Source organism: Microbacterium sp. ARD31 (genome assembly GCF_031844425.1).
Genome location: NZ_JAUZVE010000009.1, coordinates 202,307 through 220,050, shown reverse-complemented (window position 1 = coordinate 220,050; position 17,744 = coordinate 202,307). Strand labels below are relative to the sequence as shown.

Genomic DNA, 17,744 nt, shown 5'->3' with positions numbered 1-17,744 from the left:
CCACGCCAAGAAGCCGGCCTGCGGTGCCTGCCCGCTCGCCCGCCTGTGCCCCTCCTACGGCACCGGCCCCACCGACCCGGTGGAGGCGGAGAAGCTGGTCACCACCCAGGGGCCCGCGTGAGGCGGCTCGTGCTGGCGGTCCTGGTCGCCGCCTCGCTGTCGGCGTGCAGCCCCGACGCGATCGACGTACGCCCCCCGGACGTGCAGGTCGACACCCCCGAGCTGCGGGAGGTCAAGGCCCGCATCGGCATGGACGACTGCGCGCCCGGTTCGGCCGAGCCGGTCGAGGGTGGCCTGCCCGAGGTGACGCTGCCGTGCCTCGGTGGCGGTCCGGACGTCGACCTGTCGACGCTCCGCGGTCCGATGGTGATCAACCTGTGGCAGGCCAACTGCGGCCCCTGCAAGAAGGAGATGCCGGCGCTGGAGGAGTTCCACCAGCGGCACGGCGACCGGGTCGCCGTCCTCGGCATCGACTTCAACGACGTCCACCCCGGCGGCGCGCTCGCGCTGGCGGAGGAGACCGGCGTGACCTACCCGTCCCTCGCCGACCCGGGCGGTGACCTGATGGTCGAGGAGGCCTTCGCCGTCGCGCGTCGCGGCATGCCGGCGTTCGTCCTCGTCGACGCCGACGGTGCCGTCGTCGGGCAGGTCTCGGGCGGGGTGGAGTCCGTCGCCGAGGTCGAGGAGCTCGTCGCCGAACAGCTCGGGATCGAGCTGTGAGCGCAGATGAGCACCGCATGAGCTCCCTCCCGACCTGGCTGGCGCCCGTCGTCGAGGCCTCCCGCTCGATCACGGTCCACGAGCTGACCCGCTTCATGCCGCCGGAGGACGCCGAGGCGCGCCGCGGCGCGGTGCTGATGGTCTTCGCCGACCGGGTCGCGACGGGGCTCGACCAGCAGGAGGGTCCCGGTCCCGACGACCTCGCCCACCGCGGCGAGCTGCTGCTCACCGAGCGTGCCCACCACATGCGCTCGCACCCCGGCCAGGTCTCGTTCCCCGGCGGCTCGCTCGACGCTGGCGAGACACCGCGCGAGGCGGCGCTGCGCGAGGCCCACGAGGAGATCGGTCTCGAGCCCGCCGAGGTGGAGGTGTTCGGTGAGCTCCCCGAGCTCTGGCTGCCGCCGAGCAACTTCGCGGTGACGCCGGTCCTCGGCTACTGGAAGGACCCCGGGGAGGTGCGGATCGCCAGCCCCGACGAGGTGCACGAGATCCACCACGTCGCCATCGCCGAGCTGCTCGACCCCGAGCACCGGGTCAACGTCCGCCACCCCAGCGGCTGGGTGGGTCCCGGCTTCCTCATCGGCCCCGACAAGGACGTCATCCTGTGGGGCTTCACCGCCGGCATCGTGGCCCGGCTCTTCGACTACCTCGGCTGGGCGCAGGAGTGGGACCGGGCGCGGGTGCGTGACCTGCCGGACCACATGCTGCAGGGTGTGCCCAGGGGAACCGACCTGGCACCCAACACCAAGCTCGAGGAGTAGCACCATGAACGTCCTCGACTGGTGCCTGGTGGCGCTCGTGGGGATCTATGCCCTGTCCGGCTACTGGCAGGGCTTCATCACCGGGGCCTTCGCGACCGCCGGCCTGCTGGTCGGTGGCCTGCTCGGGATCTGGGCCGCCCCGACGGCGCTCGGCGACGCGGCGCCCTCGCTGTGGGTGTCCCTCGGCGCCCTGTTCATCGTGATCGTCTCCGCGTCGGTGGGCCAGGCGCTCTTCCAGTACGTCGGGGCCCGGATCCGCGACCGGATCACCTGGCAGCCGATCCGCGCCGTGGACGCGATCGGCGGCTCCGCGCTGAGCGCGGTCGCGGTCCTGCTCGTCGCCTGGGCGCTCGGGGTCGCGGTGTCCGGCACCCGGATCGGGGCGATCACCCCGCTGGTGCGCGACTCCGCCGTGCTCGCCGAGGTCGACCGGACGCTGCCGGCCGACGCCGGCAAGGTGCTGCAGACGTTCAACAACGTCGTCGGCACCACCTTCTTCCCCCGCTACCTCGAGCCGTTCGCGCCAGAGCGGATCGTCGCCGTCGAGCCCGGCGACAAGCGGATGCTCACCGACCCCGACGTGGTGGCTGCGCAGTCGAGCGTGGTCAAGGTGCGCGGTGCCAACGGGTGCGGCGGCGGCGTCGAGGGCACCGGCTTCTTCTTCGCCCCCGGGCGGCTGATGACCAACGCCCACGTGGTCGCCGGGGTCACCCGCCCCGAGGTGGAGGTCGGCGGCACGTCGGTCGTCGCGTCGGTCGTGCTCTACGACCCCGACCTCGACATCGCGGTGCTCGCGATGCCCGACCCCGGCGTCCCGCACCTCGCGCTCGACACGAAGGCCGGGCCGGACGACAACGTCGCGGTCGTGGGCTACCCCGAGGACGGTCCCTACGACGTCGAGGCCGGCCGCATCCGTTCGGAGCAGCGGCTGCGCTCGCCCGACATCTACGGCGAGGGGACCGTCATCCGGCAGGTCTACTCGCTGCGCGCGCTGATCCGGCCGGGCAACTCCGGCGGGCCGATCCTCACCTCGGGCGGCGACGTCGCCGGGATGGTGTTCGCCGCGTCGGTGAGCGACCCCGACACCGGCTACGCGCTGACCGCCGCGCAGGTGTCCGAGTCCGCGGCGCGCGGGATCACCGACGCTGCGCCGGTCGACACCGGCACGTGCGTGCGCTGAGCGGGCGGACCCTCAGCCCTTGCCCTTGAGCGCCTGGGGGATCTGCTTGCCCTGCTCGATCGCCCGCTCGGGTGCCTTGACCTGCTTGACCTGCTTGAGCCCGATGAAGGCCAGCAGCGCCGCGACGAGGACGTAGAGCCCGAAGACGATGAGGAAGGCCCAGTGCAGGCCGAGGCCGGCCCAGTGGATGAAGTAGGCGATCGAGACCGACAGCATGATCACGGCGAGCAGGCCGAGGAACGCCGCTCCTGCGAAGAGGCCGATGCCGACCCCGCCGTGCTTGACGCTGACCTTGAGCTCGCTCTTGGCGAGCGCGATCTCCTTGGAGACGAGGGTCGAGATGTCACGCTGCGCGTCCATGACGAGCTTGCCGAGCGTCGGTTCGCCGCTGTCGATCGGTGCGGCCTTGACCGGGTCGTGTGCCATGCGCAGCAGTCCTTTGTCGTACGTCGTCGGCTGACGGCTGCGACCCTACCAACGCGACCCTCTAGACTCGGGCCTCAGGTGAGCCGGGAAGTCTGGTCGGCCCGCGGCGAGCAGCCGCGGTGATCGTTACCCCGACCACCCCGGAAGGATGCGCCCCCGCATGGCGTCTCGCTCGAACAACCCCCACGACGGTGCCGGACCCGACGACGACCTCTGGGAGCGGGGGCCGGTCTACCTCGCCAGCAACAAGCCGCTCGCCCGACTGGTCGCCCGGCCGGTCCGCGAGTTCCTGCGCATCGAGTCGGCCGGCTCGCTGCTGCTGCTGACGGCCGCTGCGGTCGCGCTGGTGTGGGCGAACAGCCCGTGGGCGTCGTCGTACGACTCCTTCTGGCACACCCACCTCGTGCTCGACGTCGGGCCGCTGCACCTCGACGAGTCGCTGCAGCACTGGGTCAACGACGCGTTGATGGTGATCTTCTTCTTCGTCGTCGGCCTGGAGATCAAGTACGAGCTGGTCAACGGGGACCTGCGCGACCCGAAGACGGCGGCGCTGCCGATCATCGCCGCGATCGGCGGGATGCTCGTGCCGGCCGGGCTCTACCTCGCGCTCAACCCGCCGGGCAGCGACGGCGGCTCCGGTTGGGGGATCCCGATGGCGACCGACATCGCCTTCGCGGTCGGGGTGCTCGGCATCCTCGGGCGTCGGATCCCCTCGGCGGCGCGCCTGTTCCTCCTCACCCTGGCGATCGTCGACGACATCGGCGCCATCCTCGTGATCGCGGTCTTCTACACCGACGACCTCTCGCTCGGCTGGCTCGCGACCGCCCTCGCGCTGCTCGGGGTGATGGTCGTGGCCCGGATGCTGCGCGTGTGGACGGTCGTCGTCTACGCGCTCCTCGGTGTCGGGGTCTGGTTCGCGCTGCTCGAGTCGGGCGTGCACGCCACCCTGGCCGGGGTGGCGATCGGGCTGCTCACCCCGGCGGCGCCGCTGCTGCGCGAGGAGGTCGCGCGCGAGCACGCCCGGCAGGCGCTGCGCGACAACGTGCTGGACCCCGACGAGCTGGCCCGGCTGCGCTTCCTGCTCAAGGAGTCGGTCTCGGTCGTGGAGCGTCTGCAGAGCACGCTGCACCCGGTCTCGGCGTACGTCGTCCTGCCGGTCTTCGCGCTCGCCAACGCCGGCGTCGAGCTCGGCGCCATCGGCAAGGTCTTCTCCGAGCCGGTCGGCCTCGGCATCGTGCTCGGCCTCGTGCTCGGCAAGCCGGTGGGCATCTTCCTGGCGTCCGCGCTCGCCGTACGGCTCGGGCTGGGCCGGCTCCCGCACGACACCACCTGGCCGATGGTCCTCGGCCTCGGCGCGGTCGGCGGCATCGGCTTCACGGTGTCGCTCTTCATCGCCGGCCTGTCCTTCCCGGGGGCGGACCTGCTCACCGAGGAGGCAAAGATCGCGATCCTGCTGGCCTCGCTGGTGGCCGCCGTCGTCGGCGTCGTCCTGCTGCTGGCCGCCACCCGCGCCGGTGTACCTAGGGACGATCCGGTTGACGGATCGGTGTCCTGACCTACCAGATCGTCCCTAGATAGCGCGCCGGAGGTCAGTCCTCAGCGGGGGCCGAGGTCTCCTTCGACTTGATGAGGTCCATGACCGTCGAGTCGGCGAGGGTGGTCACGTCGCCGACCTCGCGGTGCTCGGCGACGTCCTTGAGCAGGCGGCGCATGATCTTGCCCGAGCGGGTCTTGGGCAGCTCGGGCACGACCATGATCTGGCGCGGCTTGGCGATCGCGCCGATCTCCTTGGCGACGTGCTTGCGCAGCTCCTCGACGATGTCGTCGCCGCCGTCGCCCGCGCTGTCGCGGAGGATGACGAAGGCGCACACGGCCTGGCCGGTGGTCTCGTCGGCGGCACCCACCACGGCGGCCTCGGCGACCTTGGGGTGGGAGACGAGCGCCGACTCGATCTCGGTGGTGGAGAGGCGGTGCCCCGACACGTTCATCACGTCGTCGACCCGGCCGAGCAGCCAGATGTCGCCGTCCTCGTCGAGCTTGGCGCCGTCACCGGCGAAGTAGAGGCCCTCCCAGCGCGACCAGTAGGTGTCCTTGAACCGCTGGTCGTCGCCCCACAGCGTGCGGAGCATGGCCGGCCACGGCTCGGTGAGCACGAGGTAGCCGCCGTTGCCGTTGCCGACCGAGCGCGCCTCGTCGTCGACCACGTCGGCCGCGATGCCGGGCAGCGCCTTCATGGCCGAGCCGGGCTTGCCGGCCGTCACGCCGGGCAGGGGGCTGATCATGATCTGGCCGGTCTCGGTCTGCCACCACGTGTCGACGATCGGGCAGCGGTCGCCGCCGATGACCTCGCGGTACCAGACGTAGGCCTCGGGGTTGATCGGCTCGCCGACCGATCCGAGCAGCCGCAGCGACGACATGTCGTAGCCGTCGGGGATCTCGCGGCCCTGCTTCATGAAGGTCCGGATCGCGGTCGGTGCGGTGTAGAAGATGGTGACCTTGTAGTCCTGCACGATCTGCCACCAGCGGCCCTTCTCGGGCGTGCCCTCGTACATCACCTGCGTGGCGCCGTTGGCGAGCGGGCCGTAGACCATGTAGCTGTGGCCGGTCACCCAGCCGACGTCGGCGGTGCACCAGTAGACGTCGGTCTCCGGCTTGAGGTCGAAGACCTCCCAGTGCGTGAACGACGTCCCGGTGAGGTAGCCGCCGGTCGTGTGCAGGATGCCCTTGGGCTTGCCGGTCGTGCCGGAGGTGTACATGACGTAGAGCGGGTGCTCGGAGTCGTGCATCTCGGGCTCGTGCTCGGCCGACGCGGAGTCGACGGCGTCGTGCCACCACACGTCGCGCGAGTCGTCCCAGTCGACGTCCTGCCCCGTGCGGCGTACGACGAGCACGTGGCGCACCAGGTCACCGGTCTTCTCCACGGCCTCGTCGACGGCCGGCTTGAGCGCGCTGGCCGCCCCGCGGCGGTAGCCGCCGTCGGAGGTGATGACCACGTGGGCCTCGCAGTCGGTGATGCGCGACGCGAGGGCGTCGGCGGAGAAGCCGCCGAAGACCACGGTGTGCGGGGCGCCGAGGCGCGCGCAGGCGAGCATCGCGACGACGACCTCGGGGATCATCGGCATGTAGATCGCGACCCGGTCGCCCTTCTTCACGCCGAGCTCGGTCAGCGCGTTCGCGGCCTTCGACACCTCGTCCTTGAGCTGGGCGTAGGTGATGTCGCGGGTGTCGTCCTCGGGCTCGCCCACCCAGTGGAGCGCCACCTTGTCGCCGTTGCCGGCCGCGACGTGCCGGTCGACGCAGTTGACCGAGGCGTTGAGCGTGCCGCCGACGAACCACTTGGCGAACGGCGGGTTCGACCAGTCGAGGACCTGGTCCCACTTCCGGCCCCAGTCCAGGCGGTCGGCGGCCTCGGCCCAGAAGCGCTCGCGATCGGCGTCGGCGCGGGCGTAGGCCTCCTCCTTCACGTTGGCGTTCGCGGCCAGGTCGGCGGGCGGCTCGAAGCGCCGGTCCTCGTGCATGAGGTTCGACAGGGTCTGCTCGGACTGCGTCTTCTCGGACAAGGGGGCTCTCTCCTCGGGCGGGGACACGACATCAGGGGGTGGGGGAGACCCCCTCGCCGAACCTACTCCGGCACGGCGAGGGGGTCACGGGGGTGCTGGGTCAGTGCTGGACGGCCTGCTCGGCGCCCGCGCCGGTGAGGGCGCGGACCTCGAGCTCGGTGTAGCGCTCCTCGGCTTCCGGCTCCTTCGACGTGATCGTGCCGAGGTAGCCGAGCAGGAAGCCGAGCGGGATCGACACGATGCCGGGGTTCTCCAGCGGGAACCACGAGATGTCGATGTCGGCCGGCAGCAGGGACAGGTTCTTGCCCGTGTTGGGGTCGATGCCCTTGCCGGACACGACCGGGCTGAAGACCACCAGGCCGACGGCGGAGACGAGGCCGCCGTAGATGCTCCACAGGGCGCCGCGGGTGTTGAAGCGCCGCCAGAACATGTTGTAGATGATCGCCGGCAGGTTGGCCGAGGCCGCCACAGCGAAGGCCAGGGCGACCAGGAACGCGATGTTCAGCTTCTGGGCCGGGATGGCCAGCAGGATCGCCACCAGGCCGATGACGCCGGCGGCGATCCGGGAGACCCGGATCTCCTCGGCCTCGGAGGCCTTGCCGTCCTTGAACACCGAGTTGTAGAGGTCGTGCGCCACCGACACCGACGACGTCAGGGTCAGTCCGGCCACCACCGCGAGGATCGTGGCGAACGCGACCGCCGCGATCAGCGCCAGCAGCACGGCACCTCCGGTCGAGCCCGGCCCGCCTCCGACGGCCTCGGCCAGCAGCGGCGAGGCCAGGTTGCCGCCGGACGCGGCCACCTCGGCGTAGGCGTCCTTGTCGAGCAGGGCCGCGGCACCGAAGCCGAGGACCAGCGTGAACAGGTAGAACGCGCCGATGAGGCCGATCGCCCACAGCACCGACTTGCGCGCGTCGCGCGACGTCGGGGTGGTGTAGAAGCGGATCAGGATGTGCGGCAGGCCTGCCGTGCCGAGCACGAGCGCGATGCCGAGGGAGATGAAGTCGATCTTCGACGTGGTGGAGACGCCGTACTTCAGGCCGGGCTCGAGGAACGCCCCGCCCTTGCCGCTGTTGGAGGCGGCGGTGCCGAGCAGGTCGGAGAGGTTGAAGCCGAACTTCGCCAGCACCAGCACGACGATGAGCGCCGAGCCCGCCATCAGCAGGACCGCCTTGACGATCTGCACCCAGGTGGTGCCCTTCATGCCGCCGACGGTGACGTAGAAGATCATCAGCGCACCGACGAAGAAGATGGTCAGGTTCTTCACGCCCTCGCTGGTGACGCCGAGCAGCAGCGCGACCAGCGCACCCGCGCCGACCATCTGCGCGAGCAGGTAGAAGATCGAGACGACCACGGTCGAGGTGGCCGCCGCGGTGCGGACCGGCTTCTGCCGCATCCGGTAGGCGAGCTGGTCGGCCATCGTGTAGCGACCGGAGTTGCGGAGCACCTCGGCGACGAGGAGCAGCGCCACGAGCCACGCGACCAGGAAGCCGATCGAGTAGAGGAAGCCGTCGTAGCCGGAGAGCGCGATCGCTCCGGAGATGCCGAGGAACGACGCCGCCGACATGTAGTCGCCGCCGATGGCCAGGCCGTTCTGGAAGCCGGAGAAGCCGCGTCCGCCGGCGTAGTGGTCGGCGGCGCCGGAGGAGTTCCGGCTGGCCCAGATGGTGATGCCGACCGTCAGTGCGACGACCGCCAGGAAGAGGGCGGTGGTGAGGATCTGGTTGCCCTCCATGTCAGATGCCTCCGTTGGTGTCGGTGCGACCGTCGAGGGTGCGGTGGTAGTCCTCGGTGAGCTGGCGGGCCAGCGGGTCGAGGTTGGCGTTGGAGTAGCGGCTGTAGAGCCAGGCGATGAGGAACGTCGTGACGAACTGGAGGAGGCCGAAGACGAGCGCGACGTTGATGTTGCCGACGACCTTGGCGTTCATGAAGTCCGAGGCGAACATCGACATGAGCACGTAGAGCCCGTACCAGACCAGGAACGCGGCGGTCGCCGGGATGATGAACTTGCGGTAGCGGGAGCGGAGCTCCGCGAACTCGGGCCGGGCCGACAGCTCGTCGTAGACGGGGTCGTGGCGCGCGGCCTGGTCGTGCGCGTCATGGGTCACGACAGGTTCCTTTCCGGACGGTCGGCCACCGGGGTGTGACCGCCGTCACCGTGACACCGCTCGCGCGCCGCAGGGGAGGGGGCCGCCCGCGCGGGTCGTTCGGAGGGAGCGCTGGAGCGCTCAGCGGTCGGTGTGGCACGACGAGCGGTCGACAGGCGCTCGCGGCCGGGGCGGTGGAGGGCGGTGGTCCAGACCTCGGCGGCCCCCCTACAGTGGCCGCATGATCCACGGAGCCCACCGCTCGGCGGCGGACCTCTGCTCGCTCGCACCCGGCACCCACCTGTGCGCGCTCGAGCGGGGCGGGCTCCAGCTCGACCGCGTCGCGGCCACCTTCGTCGGGCACGGGCTCGCCGCGGGCGACCAGATGTTGTACGTCGCCTCGGACGAGCAGGCCGACACGCTCCTCGCCGCCCTGCCCGACCACGTGCATCCGTCGGGCGCCCTCGCGTCGGGTCAGCTGGTGCTCAGCACCTTCGAGGGCGCCTACGGCAGCCGGCGTCCCGACGACCTCGCCGCCGTCGCCGACGGCTTCCGTGCCGCGGCGAGCCATGCGCGCAAGGCCGGCTTCCCCGGGCTGCGGGTGGCGGCCCGGATGGACGAGCTGCCCGCCCTGCTCGGGTCGGCGCAGGAGGTCGTGGAGTGGGAGCGGATGTCCACCGACCTGCAGCGCGAGATCGAGGTCAGCTCGGTGTGCCTCTACGACGCGACCCGGCTCGCGCCGGTCGAGGCGGCGTCGATCGCCCGCGAGCACGACGGGCAGGCGCCGGAGGTCGACGTGCCGCCGCTCGCCACCGTCCTGGCCGTCGACGAGCCGTGGGGACTGCGGGTGAGTGGCGAGCTCGACGCCTCCAACCGCGACCTCCTGCGGCGTGCGGTGCTCGCCCGCGCCGCGACGGCACCGCGGGTGCGCCTCGACCTCGAGGCCGTGACCTTCATGGACGCCGGCACCCTCGCCCGGCTCCGCGCGGTGGCCGCCGAGCTGCCGCCCGGCGGATGGGTGGAGCTCGCGCGGGTGCCCCACGTCGTACGACGCCTGCTGGACCTCACCGGGATCCAGCACGAGCGGCTCCTGGTCGACTCCTGAGCGCGCCGCCGCGCGCGTGAGGCCGTGAGGAAGATGTGACGGTCCCGCCACCGCAGCGGGAGGTCGGCCGATACACGGCCTGCGCACCATCGTCGGCATGAGCACGCAGACCCCCGCCCGCCGTACCCGCCGCTGGATCGAGGACTGGCGCCCGGAGGACCCCGAGTTCTGGGAGTCCACCGGGCGGGCCGTGGCCCGCCGGAACCTGGTCTGGTCGATCTTCGCCGAGCACGTCGGCTTCTCGGTCTGGCTGGTCTGGAGCGTCTCCTCGGCGTTCCTGCTCGCGCAGGGCTTCGCGTTCAGCCCGCAGCAGCTGTTCCTGCTGGTCGCGCTGCCCAACCTGGTCGGCTCGCTGCTGCGACTGCCGTACACCTTCGCGGTGCCGCGGTTCGGCGGGCGGAACTGGACGATCGTCAGCGGCGCACTGCTGCTCGTCCCGACCCTGCTCTTCGCCTACGCCGTGCAGCAGCCGACGACGCCCTACTGGGTGTTCTGCCTGATCGCGGCCACCGCCGGCGTCGGTGGCGGCAACTTCGCCTCCTCGATGGCCAACATCAACTTCTTCTACCCCTCCGACAAGAAGGGGGCCGCGCTCGGGCTCAACGCCGCCGGAGGCAACCTCGGGGTCTCGCTGATCCAGCTGCTGCTCCCGGTGATGGTCGGCGGCGCCGGGATCTTCGGCCTGGTGCAGGCGTCCGGCAGCGGCATCCACCTCGAGCGGGCGGCGTACGTCTATGCCGGGCTGGCGCTGCTCGCCACGGCCGCCGCGTGGCTCTGGATGGACAACCTGAGCACGGTCACCTCCTCCCCGCGCGAGCAGCTGCAGGTCGTGCGGCAGCGCCAGACCTGGCTGCTGTCGGTGCTCTACATCGGCACCTTCGGGTCGTTCATCGGCTACTCCGCCGCGATGCCGCTGCTGATCAAGCTGAACTTCTGGGTGCCCGATCCCGCCCCGCTCGGCACCGGCATCTACTTCGCTTTCTACGCCTTCCTCGGCGCGGGCGTCGGGTCGCTGACCCGCCCGTTCGGCGGCTGGCTGGCCGACCGCCTCGGCGGCGCGCGCGTCACCCTCGGCGCCTTCGTCGCGATGGTCGCCTTCACCCTCGGGGTGCTGTGGACGGTCAGCCGCCTCACGCCGAACCCGGCCGCCGACCCCGCCATCGCCACCGACAACGCCGGGTGGTTCCCGCTGTTCCTCGGCTTCTTCCTGTGCATCTTCGCCGCGACCGGCATCGGCAACGGATCGGTCTACAAGATGATCCCCGCGCTCTGGCGAGCCGAGGCCGAGCGCTCGACCGTCCCGGGCACGGCGGCGCGCGACGCCGCGCTCGCCACCGCCACCCGGCAGTCGTCCGCAGCGCTCGGCGTGATCGGCGCCGTCGGAGCCGTCGGCGGCTTCCTCGTGCCGCTCGCGTTCGCAGCGCCGTGGGTCTCCGACCCGCTCGCGGCCACGCGCGCGGCCTTCACCGTCTTCACCGCCTACTACCTGGCGTGCGCGCTGCTCACGTGGGCGCTCTACCTGCGCCGGCCCGTGCGCGCCCACGGCCTGGCGGCCGCCGAGATCTGATGACCGAGACCCAGACGCACTGCCCCTACTGCTCGCTCCAGTGCGGGATGCGGCTCGTCGGCCGCCGTGCGCCCGAGGTGCGGTCGTGGGACGAGTTCCCGGTCAACCGCGGCGCGCTGTGCCGCAAGGGCTGGTCCGCAGCCGGGCTGTACGGGTCGCGCGAGCGACTGACCTCCCCGCTGGTGCGTGACCGCCGGACGGGCGAGTGGGCCGCGGTGACATGGGACGACGCGCTCGACCGGGTCGCCGAGGGGATCCGGGCGGCGCAGGCACGCGGCGGACCTGACGCCGTCGCGGTGTTCGGTGGCGGCGGGCTCACCAACGAGAAGGCGTACTCGCTCGGGAAGCTCGCCCGCGCCGCGCTCGGCACCTCGCAGATCGACTACAACGGTCGCTGGTGCATGTCGTCCGCCGCGTCCGCGGGGATCCGCGCGTTCGGCGTCGACCGTGGCCTGCCGTTCCCGCTCGCCGACGCCGAGGAGGCCGACGTGCTGGTGCTCGTCGGGTCGAACCTCGCCGAGACGATGCCGCCCGCCGCTCGCCACCTCGACCGGCTGCGCGAGCGCGGTGGCCGGGTGGTGGTCGTCGACCCGCGGCGTACGCCGACCGCGGACCGCGCCGACCTGCACCTGCAGCCCGTGCCCGGGACCGACCTCGCGCTCGCCCTGGGCGTCCTGCACCTGCTGGTCGCCGCCGGCGCGGTGGACGAGGACTACCTCGCCGCGCGCACGGTCGGGTGGGCGGAGGTGCGAGCTTCGGTCGCGTCGTGGTGGCCCGAGCGGGTCGAGCGGGTGACCGGCATCGAGGCGTCCGAGGTGCGGGCGTTCGCTGCACTGCTCGCAGGCCTCGAGGCTCGCTCCGCTCGCACCTCGACCACCGAGAGGCCCAAGGTCATGGTGCTCACCGCGCGCGGCGCCGAGCAGCACTCGACGGGCTCGGACACCGTGCTGGCGTGGATCAACGTCGCGCTCGCCCTCGGCATGGTGGGCCGCAGGGGCGCCGGCTACGGCTGCCTGACCGGCCAGGGCAACGGGCAGGGCGGCCGCGAGCACGGCCAGAAGGCCGACCAGCTCCCCGGCTACCGGCGCATCGACGACCCGGAGGCCCGCGCGCACGTGGCGGCGGTCTGGGGCGTGGATCCCGACGCGCTCCCGGGCCCGGGGCGGTCGGCGTACGAGCTGCTCGACGCCCTCGGCACCCCGGGCGGTCCGTCGGCGCTGCTGGTCCTCGGCTCGAACATCGTGGTCAGCGCGCCGCGCGCGTCCCACGTCACGGCGCGCCTCGAGGCGCTGGACCTGCTCGTGGTGTGCGACGTGGTGATGTCGGAGACCGCAGCCCTCGCCGACGTCGTGCTGCCGGTGACGCAGTGGGCCGAGGAGACGGGGACGATGACCAACCTCGAGGGACGGGTCGTGCTGCGGCAGCGGGCGATCACGCCGCCCGCCGGCGTGCGGTCGGACCTCGACGTCGTGGCTGGCCTGGCCGAGCGGCTCTCGGACGTGCCGTTCTCGACCGACCCCGAGGAGGTCTTCGCCGAGCTCGGCCGGGCCTCGGCGGGTGGGGCGGCCGACTACTCGGCGATCACCTACGACCGGATCCGGGACGAGGGCGGGGTCTTCTGGGGCGGCGAACGGCTCTTCGCCGAGTCCTTCGCGCACCCGGACGGGCTGGCCCGGATGCTCGCGGTGGAGCACCGCGGCGCCGCCGAGCAGCCGTGCGAGGACTACCCGGTCCACCTCACGACCGGGCGGGTGCTCGCGCAGTACCAATCCGGTGCCCAGACGCGCCGGGTCCGGGCGCTCCCGGACGAGGGTCCCTTCGTGGAGCTGCACCCCCTCCTCGCCGGTCGCCTCGGGGTCGTCACGGGCGACCCCCTGCAGGTGTCGACTCGGCGGGGCGCGATGACGGCTCCGGCCCGGGTCGTCCCGACGATCCGCCCGGACACCGTCTTCGTCCCCTTCCACTGGGTCGGCGCCAACCGCCTCACCAACGACGCGCTGGACCCCGCCTCCCGGATGCCGGAGTTCAAGGTCTGCGCCGCGCAGGTGTCCCATGCCTGAGCACGTGGTCGTGGTCGGCGGCGGGATGGCCGCGGCCCGGCTGGTCGAGCACCTGGCCGGTGCGGACGTCCGCCTGACGGTCCTCGCCGACGAGCCGCACGTGCCGTACAACCGCATCCTGCTCTCGGCGGTCCTGGAGGGGGTGCACGCGGCCGACGCGCTGTCCCTCCGCCCGCCGGAGTGGTACGCCGACCACGGCATCGACCTGCGCCTCGGCGCGCGCGTGCTCGAGGTCGACCGGGAGGCCCGCGAGGTCACCCTCGTCGACGGGGACCGCATCGCCTGGGACCGGCTGGTCCTGGCGTGCGGCTCGATCCCCACGCTGCCGCCGATCCGGGGGCTGGTCCGGCGCGACGGCACGCTCGACCCGCGGGTCCACCCGTTCCGCAGCCTGGAGGACTGTCGTCGCCTGGACGCAGCCGTCGCCGGCGCGCGGCGCGCCGTCATCGTCGGCGGCGGCCTCCTCGGCATCCAGGTCGCCCGCGCGCTCGCGGTGCGCGGCCTGCCCACCGAGGTGGTCGAGGGCGCCGACCACCTGCTCCACTCACACCTGGGCGGGCCGGCCGGCCGGGTCCTGGCCCGGGACCTGCGCCGCCTCGGGACCGACGTCTACACCGGCGCACGAGCCGTGCGGCTGACGGGCGACGGGCTGGTGCTCGACAACGGTGCGCTGCTCCCCACGGACCTGGTGGTGCTCACCGCCGGCGGTCGCCCGTCGACCGCGCTGGCCCGCCGCGCCGGGCTGATGGTCGGCCGTGGGGTCGTCGTCGACGCCACCCTGACCAGCGTCACCGACGACCGCGTCCACGCCATCGGCGACTGCGCGGAGCACCGGCGGCGCACGAGCGGCTTCGTCCCACCGGCCTGGGAGCAGGCCGAGGTGCTGGCCCGGGCGCTGCGCGGGCAGGAGGCGACGTACGACGGCAGCCGCAGCGTGGCACGCCTGCGCGCCACCGGGCTCGACGTCGCCGTGCTCGGCGACCCGCGCACCGCTGAGGGCGAGGTGGTCGAGGTGACCAACCCGGTCAGCGGGTCGCACCGCCGCCTCGTCGTGCACGGTGGGCGCATCGTGGCCGCCGAGCTGGTGGGCGACCTGTCGCGCGTCGGCCTGATCACCCAGCTCTACGACCGCGGCACGATCCTCGGCCCCGACGAGCCCGGGCAGCTCCTCCTGCCCGAGCCGGCCGAGTCGCCGACGCCCCTGCCCGACGCGGCCGAGGTGTGCGCCTGCGCCGGGGTGTCGGCGGGGGAGGTCCGGTCGTGCGGCTCCGTCGCGGAGTGCGTGGACCGGACGCGTGCCACCACCGGCTGCGGAGGCTGCGCGGACGTCGTACGCCGCCTCGTGGGGGAGCGCAGCGCGGAGCCGGTCGCCGTCGGTTGACCCCGATGCGCGCGGGGCCTCAGGTCGCGGCGCTGCCGGCCGATGGGAGGCGGCAGAAGGAGGTCGAGATGCAGCTGCACGCGGCGATCGTCCCGCCGCCGAGCGTGGTCGAGGCCGCCCTCGAGGCTGCCCGGGTGATCGTCTCGCCACCGGCCCCGTCGGCGCCGGAGCAGAAGGCACGGTTGCTCGACCGCGTGCTCGGCCGGCGTGAGCCGGAGGCGCCGGCACCGCCCGAGCTCACGTTCACGGAGGCGGCTCCGGGGGCGGCCCACGTGCGCCTGGCCAAGTTCGGCAACGTCACGTCCACCGACGCCGGCTCCCTCGCCGACGCGCTCGCCGCGGCTGCTGGCGGGTGGCCGGTGCCCGTCGTCTACGTCACGCACCTGGTGGTAGGCAAGGCGTACCCCTTCGAGGTCTCCGCCCGCCTCGAGGGCGACCTCGACGCCCTGCGCGGCCTCCACCGCCACGTCAACGAGGTGGCGCAGTCGCAGGGCTTCTTCCTCGACCGGCGCAGCTTCCGCAGCGAGCTCGTCCTCGGCGCCGTCCAGACGGCGGAATACGACTCGTCGGTCCCCCTCGCCGGCATCGAGGTGCCGTGCCGCGGGCCCTACTGGTCGCCGACGCACGTCACGCTCCTGCGCTCGTCCTGGGCTGCAGGGGCGACGACCTTCACGGAGTACGAACGCATCGACCTGGCGGGCGACCCCGCCCTACCGTGAGGGCATGGCCCGACGCCTGACGCTGCCACCGCCGCGACCGTTGCTGCATCCGCTGCGGACCGCCGACCCGGTGCGCACCACCCTGCGGCGGCTGTCCCACCACCGGATGCGTGTCACGATCGACCACGAACCCCTGGCCGGAGTGACGCCGACGATGCTGCTGTGGTGGTTCCGGCACATCGGCGACTCGATCACCTACGCCGGCGAGCAGGTGCCCGGCTACCTGGCGTGGCACCCGCTCGACCACATCAGGTGGGAGCTGGCGCGGCCGGCGCCCGGCGGCGGGGCGGGCGAGGGAGCCCGCTACCGGATCGTGGAGGCGTTCGGTCGCCGCGCGGACTTCTACGTCGACTCGGTCGAGCGGGTCGAGAAGCTGGACGAGACCGGCATCCGGCTGGTCCGCCGCGTCGCGGGGATCCAGGTCTTCCAGCTCGAGCACACGTGGTCGGCCGGGCGCGACGGCACCCACTACGTCAGCGTGATGGACCTCGGCTCACCGTCGCGCCTGCTGACGCCGGCGAACCGCCACCTGACCTCACGCGTCTTTCCGGAGCCGATGGCGCGGGCGTGGATCGCGCACAACGTCGAGGAGGTCGGCGTGCTCGAGCACCTCCTGCCCGACCTCGTGCCGCCGGAGCTGCGCTAGGCGGCGATCGCGATCAGGGCGACGGCGGGCAGCACCGACGATGCGATGGTCCCGCGGACGCTGCCGCCGCGGGGCAGCCAGTAGCCGAGCAGGTCGGCGACGCCCATGAAGAGTGAGGCCAGCAGCATGTAGACGCAGGCGACGACCACCACCGTCGTGCCCGTGTCGGCGTCGCCGCGGTTGACCATCCAGAGGCCCACGAGCGTGCCGATCCCGGCGAGGGCGTTGCGGGCGCCGATGCAGAACGACCAGAGATGGACGTTGGGGATCCCGTGGGGCTCGATGCCGAGGAAGCGCTGCACCCACGGCCGGTCGATGAGGAACGCCTCGAACGGGAAGACCGCGATGAGCACCACCGCGGAGAGTCCCGCAGCGACCTGGGCGAGGGTGTCCATCGCGTCACCGACCCGGCCCGGCCTCGACCAGCGAGATGGTCGAGATCGTGGGGACGACGCGGGTCATCCGGAAGCCCGAACGCTCGAGCAGGTCGGCGTACTCCCGCTCGGTCCGCTCGCGGCCGCCGACGAAGACGAGCATGTCGAGGTCGAGGGTCTTGGCGAGGTGCGGCTCGTTGCCCGCCGGCACGACGCTCTCCATCAGCAGCAGGGTGGCGTCGTCCGGCATGTGCCGGCGGAGGGTCCTCAGGATCGCCGTCGCCTCGTCGTCGTCGAAGTCGTGCACCACCCGCCGGAGCACGTAGAGGTCACCGTCCTCCGGCGCGGTCTCGAAGAAGGACCCGGCCTCGAGGCGGCACCGCGCGAGGACCCCGGTCTCGCGCAGGTGCGCCTCGGCCCCCGGGAGCACGGACTCGCGCTCGAGCAGGACGCCCTCGGCCGCTGGAGCGGCCTCCAGCATCCGGGCGAGCAGCTGGCCGTGCCCGCCTCCGACGTCGACGATGGTGGCGAACGGGGTGAAGTCGTAGACCGCCTCGACCGTCGGCCAGTCCAGCGCCGACAGGCGGGTCATCGCGTCGTTGAACGTCGCGGCGAACTGCTCGTCGCGGTCGACGTGCTCCCACATCGGCACGCCCAGCGCCGCCTGCGCGCCCGGGGCGCCGGTGGTCACCGACTCCGGCAACCGACCCCAGACCGCCTGGTAGGCGGGGTCGCCCAGCATCAGCACGACCGCCCGCATCGAGTCCGCACGGTCCGACCGGAGGGTTGCTCCCAGGGTGGTCAGCGCGAAGCGGCCGTCGCTGTCCTCGCGCACCAGGCGGAACGTGGCGGCGGCCCGGAGCAGCCGGTATGTCGCGTCGGGGCTGGTGCCGAGCTCGGCCGCCACCTCGCCGGCCGGGCGGGGCCCGGCGGCCAGTGCGTCGGCGATCCCGAGGCGGGCGACGGCGTACACCGTGTGGGTGGCCATGAAACCGGACGCGAGCTCGAGGAGGTCGATCTCCGCCGGCACCATCCGGCGCGTCAGCGACTGGAGCGCGGCGCGGACCGAGGTCGCGGCGCGGGCCACGCGGACCGGGGGGAGCTTGGCCATGGGGTGCCCCTATGATGGTCAGTAATACTGACCATAGTGGTCAGGGA

At 72.6% G+C, this 17,744-nt stretch carries 16 protein-coding genes and 1 pseudogene; 11 read left to right on the top strand and 6 right to left on the bottom strand.

From position 1 onward, the window contains the following. The 4 genes and pseudogenes from Q9S36_RS22510 to Q9S36_RS22495 form a co-directional block, all read left to right on the top strand. Window positions 1-121 (top strand): annotated as a pseudogene (locus tag Q9S36_RS22510) (endonuclease III); the annotation flags it as partial. Further along, the gene (locus Q9S36_RS22505; protein WP_311287090.1) at window positions 118-720 is read left to right on the top strand and encodes a TlpA disulfide reductase family protein; all 603 of its coding nucleotides are present in this window, start codon (window positions 118-120) and stop codon (window positions 718-720) included. The pseudogene Q9S36_RS22510 and the gene Q9S36_RS22505, both read left to right, overlap by 4 nt. Window positions 721-737: 17 nt before the next feature. After that, complete coding sequence (locus tag Q9S36_RS22500) at window positions 738-1,481, top strand: CoA pyrophosphatase (RefSeq protein WP_311287089.1); 744 nt, start codon at window positions 738-740, stop codon at window positions 1,479-1,481. A gap of 4 nt (window positions 1,482-1,485) precedes the next feature. Then, window positions 1,486-2,661, top strand: coding sequence for a MarP family serine protease (locus tag Q9S36_RS22495; protein WP_311287088.1), 1,176 nt, complete (start codon window positions 1,486-1,488; stop codon window positions 2,659-2,661). 12 nt (window positions 2,662-2,673) lie between these two features. Here Q9S36_RS22495 and Q9S36_RS22490 read toward each other — a convergent pair whose 3' ends face one another. Then, window positions 2,674-3,087 (bottom strand): phage holin family protein, encoded by a 414-nt coding sequence (locus Q9S36_RS22490; protein ID WP_311287087.1) that lies wholly within the window; start codon window positions 3,085-3,087, stop codon window positions 2,674-2,676. Between the two features lie 160 nt (window positions 3,088-3,247). On the opposite strand from Q9S36_RS22490, the gene nhaA reads away from it, so the two are divergent. Further along, window positions 3,248-4,642 carry a Na+/H+ antiporter NhaA gene (gene nhaA, locus Q9S36_RS22485; protein ID WP_311287086.1) on the top strand — a complete coding sequence of 465 codons (1,395 nt, stop codon included), beginning with the start codon at window positions 3,248-3,250 and terminating at the stop codon, window positions 4,640-4,642. A gap of 34 nt (window positions 4,643-4,676) precedes the next feature. Here the strand turns inward: nhaA and acs are convergent, their stop codons facing one another. From acs to Q9S36_RS22470, 3 genes are all read right to left on the bottom strand, one after another. Continuing rightward, on the bottom strand, window positions 4,677-6,605 hold the full coding sequence (gene acs / locus Q9S36_RS22480) for an acetate--CoA ligase (RefSeq protein WP_311287094.1): 1,929 nt from the start codon (window positions 6,603-6,605) through the stop codon (window positions 4,677-4,679). Between the two features lie 142 nt (window positions 6,606-6,747). Beyond that, on the bottom strand, window positions 6,748-8,382 hold the full coding sequence (locus Q9S36_RS22475; protein ID WP_311287085.1) for a cation acetate symporter: 1,635 nt from the start codon (window positions 8,380-8,382) through the stop codon (window positions 6,748-6,750). Window position 8,383: 1 nt separating this feature from the next. Further along, window positions 8,384-8,755, bottom strand: coding sequence for a DUF485 domain-containing protein (locus tag Q9S36_RS22470; RefSeq protein ID WP_311287084.1), 372 nt, complete (start codon window positions 8,753-8,755; stop codon window positions 8,384-8,386). A gap of 220 nt (window positions 8,756-8,975) precedes the next feature. Here Q9S36_RS22470 and Q9S36_RS22465 point away from each other — a divergent pair, with 220 nt between their 5' ends. The 6 genes from Q9S36_RS22465 to Q9S36_RS22440 all read left to right on the top strand — a co-directional run bounded on the left by Q9S36_RS22465 (window position 8,976) and on the right by Q9S36_RS22440 (window position 16,212). Then, window positions 8,976-9,839, top strand: a complete 864-nt coding sequence (locus tag Q9S36_RS22465) for an MEDS domain-containing protein (RefSeq protein ID WP_311287083.1) — start codon at window positions 8,976-8,978, stop codon at window positions 9,837-9,839. Window positions 9,840-9,936: 97 nt separating this feature from the next. Beyond that, window positions 9,937-11,406 (top strand): MFS transporter, encoded by a 1,470-nt coding sequence (locus Q9S36_RS22460; RefSeq protein WP_311287082.1) that lies wholly within the window; start codon window positions 9,937-9,939, stop codon window positions 11,404-11,406. Continuing rightward, window positions 11,406-13,466: a molybdopterin oxidoreductase family protein gene (locus Q9S36_RS22455; protein ID WP_311287081.1), complete on the top strand. Its 2,061-nt coding sequence runs from the start codon at window positions 11,406-11,408 to the stop codon at window positions 13,464-13,466. The genes Q9S36_RS22460 and Q9S36_RS22455 overlap by 1 nt, the downstream gene beginning before the upstream one ends. Beyond that, window positions 13,459-14,847, top strand: coding sequence for an FAD-dependent oxidoreductase (locus Q9S36_RS22450; RefSeq protein WP_311287079.1), 1,389 nt, complete (start codon window positions 13,459-13,461; stop codon window positions 14,845-14,847). The genes Q9S36_RS22455 and Q9S36_RS22450 overlap by 8 nt, the downstream gene beginning before the upstream one ends. Before the next feature lie 68 nt (window positions 14,848-14,915). Beyond that, the gene (locus Q9S36_RS22445) at window positions 14,916-15,566 is read left to right on the top strand and encodes a hypothetical protein (RefSeq protein ID WP_311287078.1); all 651 of its coding nucleotides are present in this window, start codon (window positions 14,916-14,918) and stop codon (window positions 15,564-15,566) included. 4 nt (window positions 15,567-15,570) lie between these two features. Next, window positions 15,571-16,212 carry a hypothetical protein gene (locus Q9S36_RS22440; RefSeq protein WP_311287077.1) on the top strand — a complete coding sequence of 214 codons (642 nt, stop codon included), beginning with the start codon at window positions 15,571-15,573 and terminating at the stop codon, window positions 16,210-16,212. Here the strand turns inward: Q9S36_RS22440 and Q9S36_RS22435 are convergent. Then, window positions 16,209-16,607: a DUF1304 family protein gene (locus Q9S36_RS22435; RefSeq protein ID WP_311287076.1), complete on the bottom strand. Its 399-nt coding sequence runs from the start codon at window positions 16,605-16,607 to the stop codon at window positions 16,209-16,211. The genes Q9S36_RS22440 and Q9S36_RS22435 overlap by 4 nt on opposite strands. 4 nt (window positions 16,608-16,611) lie before the next feature. After that, window positions 16,612-17,697: a methyltransferase gene (locus Q9S36_RS22430; protein ID WP_311287075.1), complete on the bottom strand. Its 1,086-nt coding sequence runs from the start codon at window positions 17,695-17,697 to the stop codon at window positions 16,612-16,614. Window positions 17,698-17,744 lie beyond the last annotated feature (47 nt).